The organism is Acinetobacter sp. UBA2581 (assembly GCF_002339435.1).
Taxonomy (GTDB): Bacteria; Pseudomonadota; Gammaproteobacteria; order Pseudomonadales; family Moraxellaceae; genus Acinetobacter; species Acinetobacter variabilis.
This window is the reverse complement of sequence record NZ_DDLD01000080.1, coordinates 1-13639: the sequence shown is the minus strand read 5'-3', so window position 1 is coordinate 13639 and position 13639 is coordinate 1. Positions and strand designations below refer to the sequence as shown.

The following is a 13639-nucleotide window of genomic DNA, read 5'->3' as shown; positions in this document are numbered from 1 at the left end:
TAATTCATAATTGGCAGTCACTAAGCCCGTATACTGCCTTAATCTTGATAAAAATTGTTTTTAAGAATGCTGCTCAAGCAGGCACTTGTCAAGTACAAGCCCGATTAACTACAACTTCCCAACAATATTCACAATAAAAATCGCTTAAAAGATCGCTTTTAACGTTTCGTTAAAACCTGACCATGCCCGTTTAATGCGCTGTGTAACTGATAACTTATCCCCGTCTTCAGTTTCAACGAGGGTTTCCTGGGTATCACTCTGGCTAAACATCAGCAAACCAGCCACTGTTGCGTACTGGGAACGACGTAAAGCTGCTTGGTGCTGTTCATCTGCATAGACCTGTACCGGCGGATTGCCCAGATGCGCGGACACACCCAAGGTACGACGTACAAAGCTGACCATACCTTCAATCTGACTGGCATCACCAGTCAGCACCACACCATGATAAAGGCCCTGCATTGCGCCATGGTTCACCAGTTCATCACGCACCAGACCCATGATTTCTTCATAACGTGCCATGATAATTTCAGTCAGTTCAATCCGGCTGATAGTTTGTGGTCCATCAATGCCCTGGAACTGAATCATATGCTCTGGTTTAACCACTTTCAGGTCAACACAGCCATAGAGCAATTTCAGACGTTCTGCTTCTTCTGTAGTCGTCTGTAAAACCGCTGCAATATCACGGGTGACATGCTCACCACCACGCTGAATGGTATGGGTTAGCGCCAGACGGCCATCCAGATAAACAGCGACATTGGTGGTTCCCGCACCGATATCCACCAGACACACGCCATATTCTTTTTCATCTTTGAGCAGGCTGGCTTCAGCGGTAGCCAGACAGGACACCACCATTTTCTCCACACCGATATTGGCCCCTTTTAAAGCGCGGTCAATATTCTGCATGGTGCTGATCGGTAACATCATCAAATGATAATGCCCGGTCATGCTATGTGCCGACATACGGATCGGGTTGAGTACCCATTCCGGTGCATCATCCAGCTCGAAGCCTAAAGGCACCGCACTGACCAGATAGTGATCTGAGGTGACATGACTGGCTTTGGCCAGCTCAAGTGCCCGCACCACTTCACTGGTCGTAATTGAATGTTCACTATTATCAATGGTGGTACGACCCGAGGCATAAAAGCTTTTTAATTCAGCACTTGGGATCGAAATCCACGCAGAATGCACACGACATTCAGCCATATCTTCCGCTTCTTGTACGGCGTTTTTAATGGCGGTAATGACTTTATCGAGACTGACAATTTTTCCTTTATTCATGCCTCGGTTACGAGCGGTCGCCATCCCAATCACTTGGATATTGTCTGGCGCGTGTACCTTACCAATCAAAACTGAAACTTTGTGTGTCCCAATGTCAATCGCCACAACCGAGGGAACAGCTTCACTCATTATTAACTACTACCATTACGTGTTTGTTAGATTTATGGCTTTATAAGGCCTCTAGTTTTTAAAGCCGGTCATTATGGCTTTACTGTTACATTATTCTCAACGCCCGTGTCATTAATGGTTACAATAAATTGACCATTTACAATTTTAGGCGGAATTGAATTTTTCCATTGAATCGCCAATCCATTACGATAACGCAGGTCAATCGCTGAAATTTTTGACCATACCGGTTTTAGTTCGCTATAGGACAGATGACTCAAACGTTGCAATTTGCTCATGGTCTGGTCTTTATCGACAATCACACGCAAACCTGAATCAAACTGCATAAACCATGTCATTCGTTCAGTTAAATATAATTCTTTTAAACGAATACCTTGTGGTAAAAATAACTGGTTGATTTCATTATAACGTCGCATCATGGTATTTGCATGAGTAGAGGGTCCATGCAGCAACGGTAAAGCTGAATAATCTTTAGGACTGACTTCAGTGAAAATAATGCCACTATCACTCAGCAGTCGTCCTGTACCCCATCGGGCAATAGCATGATGCGGCATTACCCGGACATGAATCTTGTCTGGCCAGGCACGAGATACCACCACACGGTCCACCCAGGACAATTCCAGTGCGCGGTCACGAATCGATTCCAGGTTCGAAGTGAAATAGTTTTCAGTCACAATCGGTGATACGTACTGCATGACCTGGCGCTCTTCAGCTGTTGAACGCGTTCCTGCCACTTTCAGCTCTGCTACCTGAGCATCAGTCATCACCTTGTACAGGCCAAAAATCCCAAAAGCCAGCACCACCAGCGCGACACACAACAAGGCCCAACCACCCAGGTTGGTCAGTTTTTCTTTGCGTGTCGGCGGCTTGTCGTGAATTGAGGTAATCGCAGCACGTTTACGGCGCATGGTTGCTGGGAGTTGAGCCATAACTTAGTGTGCCGCACCGTTTAATGTTTGTTCCAGAATCGCTACACAGAGCGCATCAAAACTATAGCCGACGGCTGCTGCCGCTTTTGGTACCAGAGAATGACTGGTCATACCCGGAACTGTATTCACTTCCAGTAACCAGAATTTGCCCTGTTCATCCTGCATTGCATCAATACGGCCCCAGCCACTTGCACCCACTGCCTGGAAAGCACGTAGGGCCAAGGCTTGCAATTCTTTCTCTTCAGATTCGCTCAAGCCACATGGAATGCCATATTCCACATCATTACGCTGATATTTAGCTTCATAGTCATAGAAAGCCACATCTTCTGGCGGTTGCAGACGAATGACAGGTAAAGCCTGACCATTCAGAATCACAATGGTAAATTCACGGCCTGTGATCCATTTCTCTGCCATAACCACGGCATCATGTTCAGTCGCTTTGGCAATCGCATCGGCAAAGTCTTCTACTTTTTCAACTTTACTCATGCCAATACTTGAGCCTTCGTGTACAGGCTTAATGATCAGCGGTAAATCTAGAGCAGATACAATTTCTTGAGCATTCGAGTTTTTGGTCACGATCCGGTATAGCGCAGTAGGTAATTCTGAACCCTGCCAAACCTGTTTGGTTTTGACTTTATCCATACCAATGGCAGAACCCTGTACGCCTGTACCGGTATATGGAATATTCAACCATTCCAGCGCACCCTGAATCTGGCCGTCTTCACCGCCACGACCATGCAATACCACAAACGCACGATCATAATTTACCAGCTCGGTAACACTACGCTCTTGTGGATCAAACGCTTCTGCATTGATCCCAGAACGCACTAATGCCTCAAGTACGGCGGTTCCACTATCTAGCGAAACCTCACGCTCTGCAGATTTACCACCCAGCAATACGGCAACTTTTCCGAATTTTGAAGCATTTGACACGTTTATATCCTTAAACTTTTTGAATCTGTTCAATTAGTCATAACATGACTATTTTACTTTACATATAAATGATTTTGAGCAAGTTCGATTGAGATTGCTCCAACATTACCTGCGCCTTGGGTTAATAACAAGTCATTTGCTTGCAATACCTTTTTCATCACTTGGCTCAGGTTCCCCTCAACCGGATCAATCAGAATTGGTTCAACTTCCCCACGTAAACGAATACTACGAGCCAATGCACGGCTATCTGCACCTACAATTGGCTTTTCCCCTGCCGGATACACTTCAAGTAAGAGCAGTTGATCGACTTGTGAAAGCACTTCTACGAAGTCATCAAAACAGTCACGGGTACGGCTAAAACGGTGCGGCTGGAACATCATCACCAGACGGCGATCTGGATGGCTGGCACGAGCGGCTTTAATAGTGGCTTCTACTTCTTTTGGATGGTGACCATAGTCATCGACCAGTTTCACATCACCGCCTTCAAGCTCGAATTGGCCTTGTACCTGGAAACGACGACCTACGCCACTAAAGCCTTCCAGTGCGCGGCAAATAGCTGCATCGGATACGCCTTCATCTGTCGCAATACCAATTGCAGCCAAGGCATTGAGTACATTGTGCAGACCCGGTTGATTTACAGCAACACGTAGCGGCTCACGATCTTTACGTAATACGGTAAAGTGGCTGCGCATACCTTCCTGTACAACATCGACAGCACGAATGTCATTGTCTTCATTAAAACCATAAGTCAGTAATGGACGACCAATACGCGGCATGATTTCACGGATATTGGCATCATCACCACACACAACCGCCAAACCATAGAATGGCAGTTTTTGCAGGAACTGGATAAAGGTGTCTTTCAAGACATCGAAGCTACCCCCATAAGTATCCATATGGTCAGCATCAATATTGGTTACCACGGCAGCCATTGGTTCTAGATACAGGAATGATGCATCTGACTCATCGGCTTCTGCCACGATATAACGGCTCGCACCCAAAGCGGCATTCACACCAGTACGGTTCAGCAAGCCGCCGATCACATAAGTTGGATCCAGATTTTCTTCTGCTAACATACAAGTGATCAGACTGGTGGTTGTGGTTTTACCGTGAGTGCCTGCAACCGCGATCCCGTGACGGTAGCGCATCAGCTCACCCAGCATTTCTGCACGGCGGACTACCGGTGTACGGGTTTCAAGGGCTGCCTTGATTTCCGGGTTTTCCTTATCAATCGCGGTAGATACCACGATGACATTGGCACCTTTGATGTTGCTGGCTGCATGGCCGATATAGACCTTGATACCATTTTCTTCTAATTGAGCCGTAGTTTTAGAGGCTTTGATGTCTGAACCAGAAACTTTATACCCCTGGTTTTTCAGTACTTCTGCAATCCCGCACATCCCTGCACCACCAATCCCTACAAAATGGATATGCTTGATCCGGCGCATTTCCGGGACTTTAATTAATTTCTTTGCTTGGTCTGCTGGGGTTACTGGAGACATAATTTACTCGGATTACAATTCTTGAATTAAACGGACCACATGCTGGGTCGCATCGGGTTGAGCCTGACGGCGTGCTTTTACCGCCATTTCCATCAATACCTGACGGTCAAGCATCGGCTCTAATAAGGTTTTTAAACTGTCTGGCGTCAAAGTGGCCTGTGGACAGATTTTGGCTGCCTGCTGATTGGCCAAGAATTTGGCATTCGCAGTCTGATGGTCATCAACTGCACTTGGTAGCGGTACAAAAATTGCAGCTACGCCAGCAGTTGCAATTTCAGTAACCGTCAATGCACCGGCACGGCAAATGACCAGATCGGCATCGCTATAAGCTTGAGCCATATCTTCAATAAAAGGCTGAACTTCAACCTGCAAGGAGGCTGGTTTGTCTGCATAACGTGCGCGCGTTGCTTCAGCATGATTTTGACCACACTGATGATAGACATTTAACGGCACATTCAACTGTTTCAAGGCTTCCGGCACGCGTTCATTTAAGGCTTGTGCCCCAAGTGAACCACCAACAATTAAAATTCGTAGCGGCTGGCCAGCTTTTTCCCGCTCCTGATAACGCCAGGACGGATTTAAAATTTCTGTAATTTCTTTACGTACAGGGTTACCAGTGGTCACCACTTTATCTTGTGCCGGAAAAGTATTAGGAAAAGCCTGACATACTATTTTAGCGACCCGTGACAACTGGGTATTGGTAAAACCCGCGACTGCATTTTGCTCGTGAATAATTACAGGAATACCTAGGATCCGCGCTGCCAGACCACCCGGTCCTGCCACATAACCGCCAAAGCCTGCAACAGCTTCGACTTTGAGCTGTTTCATATGCTTCATGGCACTAAGAGTGGCTTTTAGAATTTTAAAGGGGGCCAAGGCTTTACGCACAAAACCATTGCCACGCACACCTTGAATATCGATTTGATAAATTGGAATATTATGGTTTTTTAATAATCGGTTTTCCATGCCTGCTGGTGTTGCCAACCAGGACACTTCGATTCCTTGTTGTTGTAAATCTTTTGCAACGGCTAACGCTGGAAACACATGTCCACCCGTACCTGCGGCCATCATCATGACATGTTTAAGCTGTTTTTGCTGAGCGTCGGTCACGGTCTAATTCTTCAATTTTAAAAATGAAACAGGAGGTCTAATTTAAGTCATCAATTGTAATCACAAACGCTTGCCCTTGAAAGTTTATTTACCTTATTTCAACAAGCGTTTCATTGTTTTTTTCATACTAATTTAAAGTTTAAACTAGTTTTATTATAAGGTCTGCATTTTTCCTTAGACTTAAGTGAAATATAAGCATAATTTTTGAATATTTTTTATTTGATCTTTTTTTAGCTATCCCCTAAATCTATATATTTTTCACTATTTACTGTCCATTTTTCCATTTAATTCATCCTATTAACTTATGCCTAAATCATATAAATCTGAATAAAATTTTATGTTATTCCTATATCTAAATAAATTTTTTCAAATTGATCTGTATATTCCTTAAATGGATTCAAGCATTATAGATGTCAAAAATATCAATTCGTGACTTATGGATTATTTTAGCCGGTTATCTGGCGGCCATGCATGTCGGTAAACTGTCTGCTGTTACTCCCATTCTGCAACAGGATTTAGGCTTAAGTTTTACACAAGCCGGGTTTTCTCTATCTTTAGTGCAAGGGGCCGGGATGCTGTTTGCCCTTTGTATTGGTGCTTTTTCGGAAAAAGTGGGGTTAAAGCGCTGCCTGATTTTGGCATTAATCATTTTAGGACTGAGCAGTATCGCTGGCCTCTGGATTCAGCATCCCACAGCCTTATATTTCTTCCGCTTTACCGAAGGGATTGGATTTTTAACTATTTCCTTGTGTGCGCCTGCAATTGTAAAACGGATCAGCCGGCCTGAAACACTGAATTTTAAAATGGGACTCTGGAATTCCTATATGGGCGTGGGTGTCAGTCTGGCTGTTTTTAGTATTCCTGTTTTACTCGAATACCTGAGCTGGCAAAATATTTGGGCCATTCTCGGCAGTCTATGCTTGGTCATTGCAGGCATCATTAAACGGTACCTACAAATAGATTCAGCCACATTTACACCCAACACGACTACTCAACCAGTACCGTCAAATACTTCATTCTGGCAGATTATCAAAGTTACCCTCACCCATCCCCCATTCTGTGTTTAGCTATTATTTTTGCCTGTTATACCAGTCAGTGGATTACCGTGACCGGGTTCCTGCCCAGCATGTACGTCGAACACGGCATTGATTTAAAAGTTGCAGGCGTTCTGGTTTCAATCGTAGTACTTGCTAATCTGGGCGGCACTTTTGGTACAGGTATGTTGTTACAACGTGGCTGGAAACCCCAGACGCTATTCAGCACCGGATTTATAGCTATGCTGTGCAGCAGCTTTCTGGCATTTGCAGCCAGTTCATGGCTCATGTTCGACTTACAGTTTATAAGTGCTGTACTGTTTTCACTGATTGGTGGAATTATACCGACCACTGTTTTTGCCATTACTTTGCAGCATGCCCCGCGTGCCAATGCCGCAGCAGCCAGTGTGGATCTGGTTTTACAGCTTTCAGCCTGTGCTCAATTTTTTGTGCCGCCTTTGAGGCAGCACTAGTTTCGACTACACAGAATTGGGCTTATATCGCGGCAGTTACCGCCAGCCTTTCTATATTAGGAATCTTAATGACCTTGCTTTTATTCAAGCGTTATGCCCAATAAAAAAAGAGCCTCAGATGAGACTCTTTTTTTATTTATTGAAAGCTTAGGCTTGATCCAGACCGGCTTCCAGTACATCAAACAGATCATCTGCAATGGAGGTACCAAACTGGGTATCAATTTCACGGATACAGGTTGGACTGGTCACGTTAATTTCAGTGACATAATTGCCAATCACATCCAGACCAACAAATACCAAGCCTTTTTCTCTGAGATAAGGACCCACTTGCGCTGCAATAGCTCTATCATTCTCAGTTAATGGACGTGCTTGGCCTAAACCACCTGCCGCCAGATTGCCGCGTACCTCACCATTTTGCGGAATACGGGCCAGACAATACGGCACTGGTTCGCCATTGATCATCAGGATACGCTTATCCCCTTCTACAATTTCAGGAATATAACGCTGTGCCATAATCGGCTGGTTACCATTGTTGGTCAGAATCTCAATAGTAGAGCCAATATTGATACCATCCTGATAGAGACGGAAAATTCCGGTACCGCCCATACCATCCAATGGTTTTACAATCACATCAACATGCTCTTTTAAAAATTCACGGATCAGGCTTTGTTGCGACGTTACCAAAGTCGGAACTTGCAGATGCGGGAACTGAGTAGCAAACAGCTTTTCATTGCAGTCACGCAGGCTTTGCGGTTTGTTGATAATCCATGCTCCTTCACGTTCTGCCTGTTCCAGAATATAAGTGGTATAAACAAAGTTCATATCGAATGGCGGATCTTTACGCATCAGCACCACGTCATAAGCCGCAATCGACTCTTTTTTCTTTTCACCCAGTTCGTAGTAATGGTTATAGTCTTCAAATACCTGCAAAGGCGAGATCAGACCAAAGGCCTTACCTTGGTCGATATATAAATCTTGCTGTAATGCATAACCGAGTTCATGTCCACGGCGTGCAGCTGCCCACAACATGGCCATGGTTGAATCTTTTTTTAGGTTTACATTTTCGATGGGATCCATCACAACAAGTACGCGCATGTCTGTGTGCTCTTTCTTAAAAATACATTAGCAAGGAGTATAGCCTGTGCAGTTTCTTTTGTTTATGGTGATTTTGCATGACTAATTTTGTATAAATGCTTAAATACTTTAATCAACAAGAGCATTTATCATGCAGCAGGCAATTGTCGGCTTTCATCTGGATGAAGAAAATCATTGGGTCGCTGAACTGACCTGTGGTCATGGTCAGCATGTGCGGCATGATCCACCTTGGCAAAACCGTCCTTGGGTCATGACCGAACAAGGCCGTAAAGAAAAACTGGGCGTCTTATTGGACTGCAAAAAATGTGAAATACACGAAGATTAATATCTTCTAAATCAAATCAGTATATATACTCACCCTAAGTATTTTATCTTGATATAAAATTGATTAAAAACCTGAATAAAAAATAATAATACCTTGTTTGCAAATGCATCTAATTTTATAATTTAACGATTATTTTTCGAAATCATGGTTCCCAGCATAATAATAAAGGTACTGACCCCACCAATCAGTAAACTCATCAGGGCAATTTCCAAGGTGATTTTATGATGCCAGCTCTGATCGGGAATCCAAGGCAAATGCAAATTTTCCCCAAAGATAAAGTTAATAGTACATATAATCAGAAAACCAATTGTTGTAGAGATTAGTAAAGTCACCACTAGGTTTTTCCACATCTTGTAGCCCACTAGCATGACAATAATGGCTAAACCTACCACCATTATAATCGATACAAATAAAACACTGTTCCAGTAATCCATTCCTAGCACTCTTATTTTAAATTAATTAAAATTATGAAATTCTTATAATTAATTACTTAATGTTTATTTTAATATAGACGGATTACAATTTTTAAACAATGATCATAACTATCTTATTCATTTTATTTGTAAGGAGACTTTATGAGGTTTAATTCATGCTTTAATGAGTTTCTTTTAAAAATATTGTTCTTTTTTGATAGAAAAATTTTGATCAAGATTTATATATTGAGAAGAATATTTAGATAGAATTTAATTTTGAAGAAGATAATATAACTTATCGAATTTAAAGTTTATCTAGATCAAAATTTCTATCTTATTATTTCTTTCAAATACAGTCGCCTGAACAGAATTTTTCTTCCCATAAAAAGTAAAGCCTTAGATTACTAAGACTTTACTTTTTATCTGGTGAATCAGGTCTTAGATTCCGTATTTCACACGATAAGCTTCCATCTTCGCCAATGCATCATTATCGCCTTTTGCATCTAGGTAATTCATTAAATCTTTCATGGTAATCAGTGCATGTACTGGGATTTCTAGTTCTTTTTGCACTTCCTGAATGGCGGATAATTCACCTTGACCTTTTTCCTGACGGTCAAGAGCAACCAGTACACCTGCAATTTGTGCACCAGCATTTTTCAGGATAGTGACCACTTCACGAATCGCAGTACCAGCTGTGATCACATCATCAATGATCCAGACTTTTTTTCCTGCAACTGAAGCACCTACCAGCACACCACCTTCACCGTGATCTTTGGCTTCTTTACGGTTAAAGCCCCACGGCACGCTTACGCCATGATTTTGAGACAGTGCCACTGCTGTAGCTGCTACAAAAGGAATGCCTTTGTATGCTGGTCCAAAAATCACTTCAACATTGTCACATCCAGTTAATTTTGCAGCATAGCCAGAAGCCAGTAATGACAAGGCTTCACCGTCATTGAGCAAGCCAGCATTAAAAAAATAAGGACTCACACGTCCTGATTTTAAAGTAAACTCACCAAATTTAAGCACACCACGTGATAATGCGAGTTCGATAAAAGCTTGCGGGTTAAACTGAGCTGGCGTTGACATGAGGTGCTCCTAAATCCATTAATTAAGGGTAAGACTTGCGCATGATACCAAAGAGTAGCTATCCAGGTGATCAAAAAATTCTTCGTGTCGTTTCAATTAATGTCAACGGTTTACGTTCCTCTGTCAGCAAGGGCTTGTTAGAGTGGATCGAACAGTCTGATGCCGATGTGATCTGCATGCAGGAAAGCCGGATTACCCATGCGCAGTGGACTGACAAATTCAAGCCTGAAGGCTGGTATACTCACCTGTTCCCTGCCGAGCGTCCGGGTTATGCCGGTACAGCGATTTACAGCCGTCTGCCTTTTGTTTCGATTACCGATGGGCTGGGTTTTGAACTAGCTGATTCTCAAGGCCGTTTTATCTCGGCAGAATTTGACTTGGGTCTGGAAAAAACAGCGCATATCTGTTCCCTGTATTTACCTTCAGGTTCTTCGGGCGATGAAGCGCAGGCACGTAAAGATCACTTTCTGGAAGAATATGCAAAAATCCTGAAACAATGGCGCGATGAAGACAAATCCATCATTGTCTGTGGTGATTACAACATCGTGCATAAACGTATCGATATTAAAAACTGGTCCGGTAATCAGAAAGCATCGGGCTGCTTACCGCATGAACGTGCGTGGCTTGATCATATCTATGATGAACTGGGTTATGTCGATACGTTCCGTGAAGTCCGTAAAGAAGCCGAACTGTATTCCTGGTGGTCAAATCGCGGGCAAGCCCGTGCCAAGAACGTGGGCTGGCGGATTGACTATCAGGCCTGTTCCCCGGACTGGAAAGACCGTACTGTAAATGCCTGGGTCTATAAAGATGAATGGTTTAGTGACCATGCACCCGTAATTATTGACTATAAAATCTAAAACTGACCTAAAGATTGAGTGAACAGTTGTTCACTCAATTAAGGCTTATCTCTTACATGACATGACGTATTTTTTGGGTTTATCTCAATGTAATAACATAGCATTATAGCGCTACGGCACAAGGACATGTCAGGACGACAACATAAGGACAGGACGCCGTAGGACGAAAATAAAACAGACTATAGATTTAGCTTGTTTTGCATGGATGTGACATTGGACGTTGGATTGAGACTCGCATGATCAGGATGATTAAATGCGGGTTTTCTCTTTCTATCATTCCCAAATTTTTATTTTTCTTATTATTTAGATTGTTCTTTTTCTTGCTGCTCATATTAAAGCTGCTTGATGTCATTTTGATGACATGACTTTTCTGCTATTTAAAATTTTTTCCTTTTTTTCATTTGCTTTTGCATGGTCTGCTGCTGCCAATTTGGTTAAGCTAGTTCATGATTTAAATTTTTTAGATGGCAGCTATGTTAAAAATTTACGGAATTAAAAATTGTAGTTCGATGAAGAAAGCCTTTGATCTGCTGACTGAGCAAGGTCTGAGTTATGAATTTCATGATTATAAAAAACAGGGCATCGATGCTGAAACCATCAAAACCTGGCTGGATGCCTTGGGTCAGGATGTAGTCCTGAATAAGAAAGGCACCACCTGGCGTAAACTTACTACTGAAGAGCAGGAAAATGCGCTTGCCAATGAAAATAATCTGATTACCACTTTAACTACTCATACCAGCTTAATCAAACGTCCGATATTACAGACCGCAACTGGTTTTATCGCTGGTTTTGACGAAGCCGCTTATCGAGAGTTAAAAGACTAATCGTTCGATAAACGGGAAGAATAAAAAAAGCCTGACAGAGGTCAGGCTTTTTTTATGGTAGTTTTTAGAGAACGGTTCTGATCCGTTATTTGGCACGAATCCAGGTCTGGTTACGACCTAAAGCAGACACGCCGATATAACCGCGTAGCTCAAGCTTCTTGCCACCATCTGTCAGGTTGCCTTTCAATTTGTAAGTTTTACCAGATTTTGGATCTAGGATCGAACCACTGTCATAGCTGGTTCCGCCTGTATTTTTCAGGCCTTTCACAATCGTCAAACCTTTCAGCGATTTATTGTGATACGGACCTTCACATTTTGTACAAGCATTTTCTTCACCCGGTGTTAATACCGATTGGATGCTTGCAGATAATGTCCCATTTTTTTGCTCAGTAAATTTTACTATAGCCTTTGGTTGTTTGGTTTCGTCGTCAATCGTTTTCCAAACGGTACCATTTAAAGGATCTGCAGCATTGGCCAGCGCAGATAAGCCGAGTAGTCCTAACATTAGCGTAATTTTTTTCATTTTTCTTCATTTCCCTAGTCTGAGATAGACCGATGTAGTATTAAAAAGTCACAACATTTTTGCAATTTTTACCTGTGACTATTTAGTGTAACCTTGTAAACATTGTTGGTAAATAATCAACATAATCAATAAAAGCAGAAAAAGATGGAAAGAAGATGAAGATGAGCCCCGTGACGAAACAATTAATTACAGAAAGTCTTTTAAAAGCGACCATCCGCGCGCCTAGTCGGTTCAATCTTCCTCCAAGCTCCTTACGGGTCGCACTGGAGCAGATGTGCAAGATTTTTCCGCAAGATAAGTCCGTACAAATCCGTTCGCTCCGGCTGGCAGGTGTACATGCCGAGGAAATCAAACCACAGCAGGAATCCAGCCAGCTGATTTTCCATATTCATGGTGGTGCTTTTTATCTCGGTTCCTTAAATACCCATCGTGCCTTTATGACCCAGATTGCCGCTCGCACCCAGATGCAGGTACTGCATATTGATTATCCTCTGGCTCCTGAATCTGCTTATCCTGAACCTTTGGAGGCCCTATTTGATGTCTATAATCTGTTATTAGATCAGGGCATTCAGGCTAAGGATATTATTCTGTCCGGAGATTCGTGTGGTGCTAATCTGGCGTTGGCATTGGCACTCAAATTACAGCAGGAAGGCCTGCCCCAAGTGAGTGGGCTAATTCTACTTTCCCCTTTCCTTGATCTGACCCTGACCAGTGAATCACTACGCTATAATCAGAAACATGATGCCCTGCTGTCGATTGAAACCCTGAAAACCGGGATTGAGTATTATGTACCGAGTGCAATGGATCGTGGCGATCCAGAGATTTCCCCATTTTTTGCCGATCTCAGTGGTTTGCCGCCGATACATATACAGGTGGGATCTAAAGAGATTCTGCTGGATGATGCCACACGCTTCAAGGAAAAAGCGGAACAGGCGGGTGTCGAGGTTGAATTCAAGTTATATACCGGCATGTGGCATAATTTTCAGATGTTTAGTGCCTGGTTTGAAGAGGCTCGACAAGCGCTGGCGGATCTCTCAGAGTTTGCTCATCGTCTAGATCGAGACTAGAAATTTAGAAGAAGCCATAAAAAAGGTCAGCAATTGCTCATTGCTGTCCCACAATTTT

Annotated in this window: 13 protein-coding genes and 1 pseudogene; 5 read left to right on the top strand and 9 right to left on the bottom strand. The window is 43.0% G+C overall.

All coding sequences use genetic code 11. The features are described from left to right. Nucleotides 1-144 precede the first annotated feature (144 nt). The 5 genes from ftsA to murG all read right to left on the bottom strand — a co-directional run bounded on the left by ftsA (nucleotide 145) and on the right by murG (nucleotide 5878). Nucleotides 145-1407, bottom strand: a complete 1263-nt coding sequence (gene ftsA, locus B3Q46_RS09920; protein ID WP_034170249.1) for a cell division protein FtsA — start codon at nucleotides 1405-1407, stop codon at nucleotides 145-147. 71 nt (nucleotides 1408-1478) lie between these two features. Beyond that, complete coding sequence (locus B3Q46_RS09915; RefSeq protein ID WP_286715094.1) at nucleotides 1479-2333, bottom strand: cell division protein FtsQ/DivIB; 855 nt, start codon at nucleotides 2331-2333, stop codon at nucleotides 1479-1481. A gap of 3 nt (nucleotides 2334-2336) precedes the next feature. Next, nucleotides 2337-3266, bottom strand: a complete 930-nt coding sequence (locus B3Q46_RS09910) for a D-alanine--D-alanine ligase (RefSeq protein WP_286715091.1) — start codon at nucleotides 3264-3266, stop codon at nucleotides 2337-2339. Between the two features lie 53 nt (nucleotides 3267-3319). Beyond that, nucleotides 3320-4768 carry a UDP-N-acetylmuramate--L-alanine ligase gene (murC, locus tag B3Q46_RS09905; RefSeq protein ID WP_286715088.1) on the bottom strand — a complete coding sequence of 483 codons (1449 nt, stop codon included), beginning with the start codon at nucleotides 4766-4768 and terminating at the stop codon, nucleotides 3320-3322. A gap of 12 nt (nucleotides 4769-4780) precedes the next feature. Next, nucleotides 4781-5878, bottom strand: a complete 1098-nt coding sequence (murG, locus tag B3Q46_RS09900) for an undecaprenyldiphospho-muramoylpentapeptide beta-N-acetylglucosaminyltransferase (RefSeq protein ID WP_286715085.1) — start codon at nucleotides 5876-5878, stop codon at nucleotides 4781-4783. Between the two features lie 410 nt (nucleotides 5879-6288). On the opposite strand from murG, the pseudogene B3Q46_RS09895 reads away from it, so the two are divergent. Then, nucleotides 6289-7489 (top strand): annotated as a pseudogene (locus B3Q46_RS09895) (CynX/NimT family MFS transporter). Nucleotides 7490-7532: 43 nt separating this feature from the next. Here the strand turns inward: B3Q46_RS09895 and gshB are convergent. Next, nucleotides 7533-8480 carry a glutathione synthase gene (gene gshB / locus B3Q46_RS09890; RefSeq protein ID WP_286715083.1) on the bottom strand — a complete coding sequence of 316 codons (948 nt, stop codon included), beginning with the start codon at nucleotides 8478-8480 and terminating at the stop codon, nucleotides 7533-7535. A gap of 130 nt (nucleotides 8481-8610) precedes the next feature. On the opposite strand from gshB, the gene B3Q46_RS09885 reads away from it, so the two are divergent. Next, nucleotides 8611-8805 carry a DUF3565 domain-containing protein gene (locus tag B3Q46_RS09885; protein ID WP_005232702.1) on the top strand — a complete coding sequence of 65 codons (195 nt, stop codon included), beginning with the start codon at nucleotides 8611-8613 and terminating at the stop codon, nucleotides 8803-8805. Nucleotides 8806-8927: 122 nt separating this feature from the next. Here B3Q46_RS09885 and B3Q46_RS09880 read toward each other — a convergent pair whose 3' ends face one another. Together B3Q46_RS09880 and pyrE are read right to left on the bottom strand one after the other, a co-directional pair. Beyond that, nucleotides 8928-9239, bottom strand: a complete 312-nt coding sequence (locus B3Q46_RS09880) for a hypothetical protein (RefSeq protein ID WP_004781472.1) — start codon at nucleotides 9237-9239, stop codon at nucleotides 8928-8930. Nucleotides 9240-9656: 417 nt separating this feature from the next. Beyond that, nucleotides 9657-10307 (bottom strand): orotate phosphoribosyltransferase, encoded by a 651-nt coding sequence (pyrE, locus tag B3Q46_RS09875; protein WP_286715078.1) that lies wholly within the window; start codon nucleotides 10305-10307, stop codon nucleotides 9657-9659. Between the two features lie 41 nt (nucleotides 10308-10348). On the opposite strand from pyrE, the gene B3Q46_RS09870 reads away from it, so the two are divergent. Together B3Q46_RS09870 and B3Q46_RS09865 are read left to right on the top strand one after the other, a co-directional pair. Next, on the top strand, nucleotides 10349-11167 hold the full coding sequence (locus tag B3Q46_RS09870; RefSeq protein ID WP_286715127.1) for an exodeoxyribonuclease III: 819 nt from the start codon (nucleotides 10349-10351) through the stop codon (nucleotides 11165-11167). Nucleotides 11168-11640: 473 nt separating this feature from the next. Then, entirely contained in the window at nucleotides 11641-11991 is a 351-nt protein-coding gene (locus B3Q46_RS09865; protein WP_286715075.1) for a Spx/MgsR family RNA polymerase-binding regulatory protein, read from the top strand. An 85-nt stretch (nucleotides 11992-12076) separates the two neighbouring features. On the opposite strand, the gene B3Q46_RS09860 is transcribed toward B3Q46_RS09865, so the two are convergent. Then, a complete protein-coding gene (locus B3Q46_RS09860; RefSeq protein WP_004781465.1) occupies nucleotides 12077-12514 on the bottom strand; it encodes a DUF2147 domain-containing protein in 438 nt (145 codons plus the stop codon). 155 nt (nucleotides 12515-12669) lie between these two features. Between B3Q46_RS09860 and B3Q46_RS09855 the strand changes: the two genes are divergently transcribed. Continuing rightward, the gene (locus tag B3Q46_RS09855; RefSeq protein WP_180034292.1) at nucleotides 12670-13581 is read left to right on the top strand and encodes an alpha/beta hydrolase; all 912 of its coding nucleotides are present in this window, start codon (nucleotides 12670-12672) and stop codon (nucleotides 13579-13581) included. Nucleotides 13582-13639 lie beyond the last annotated feature (58 nt).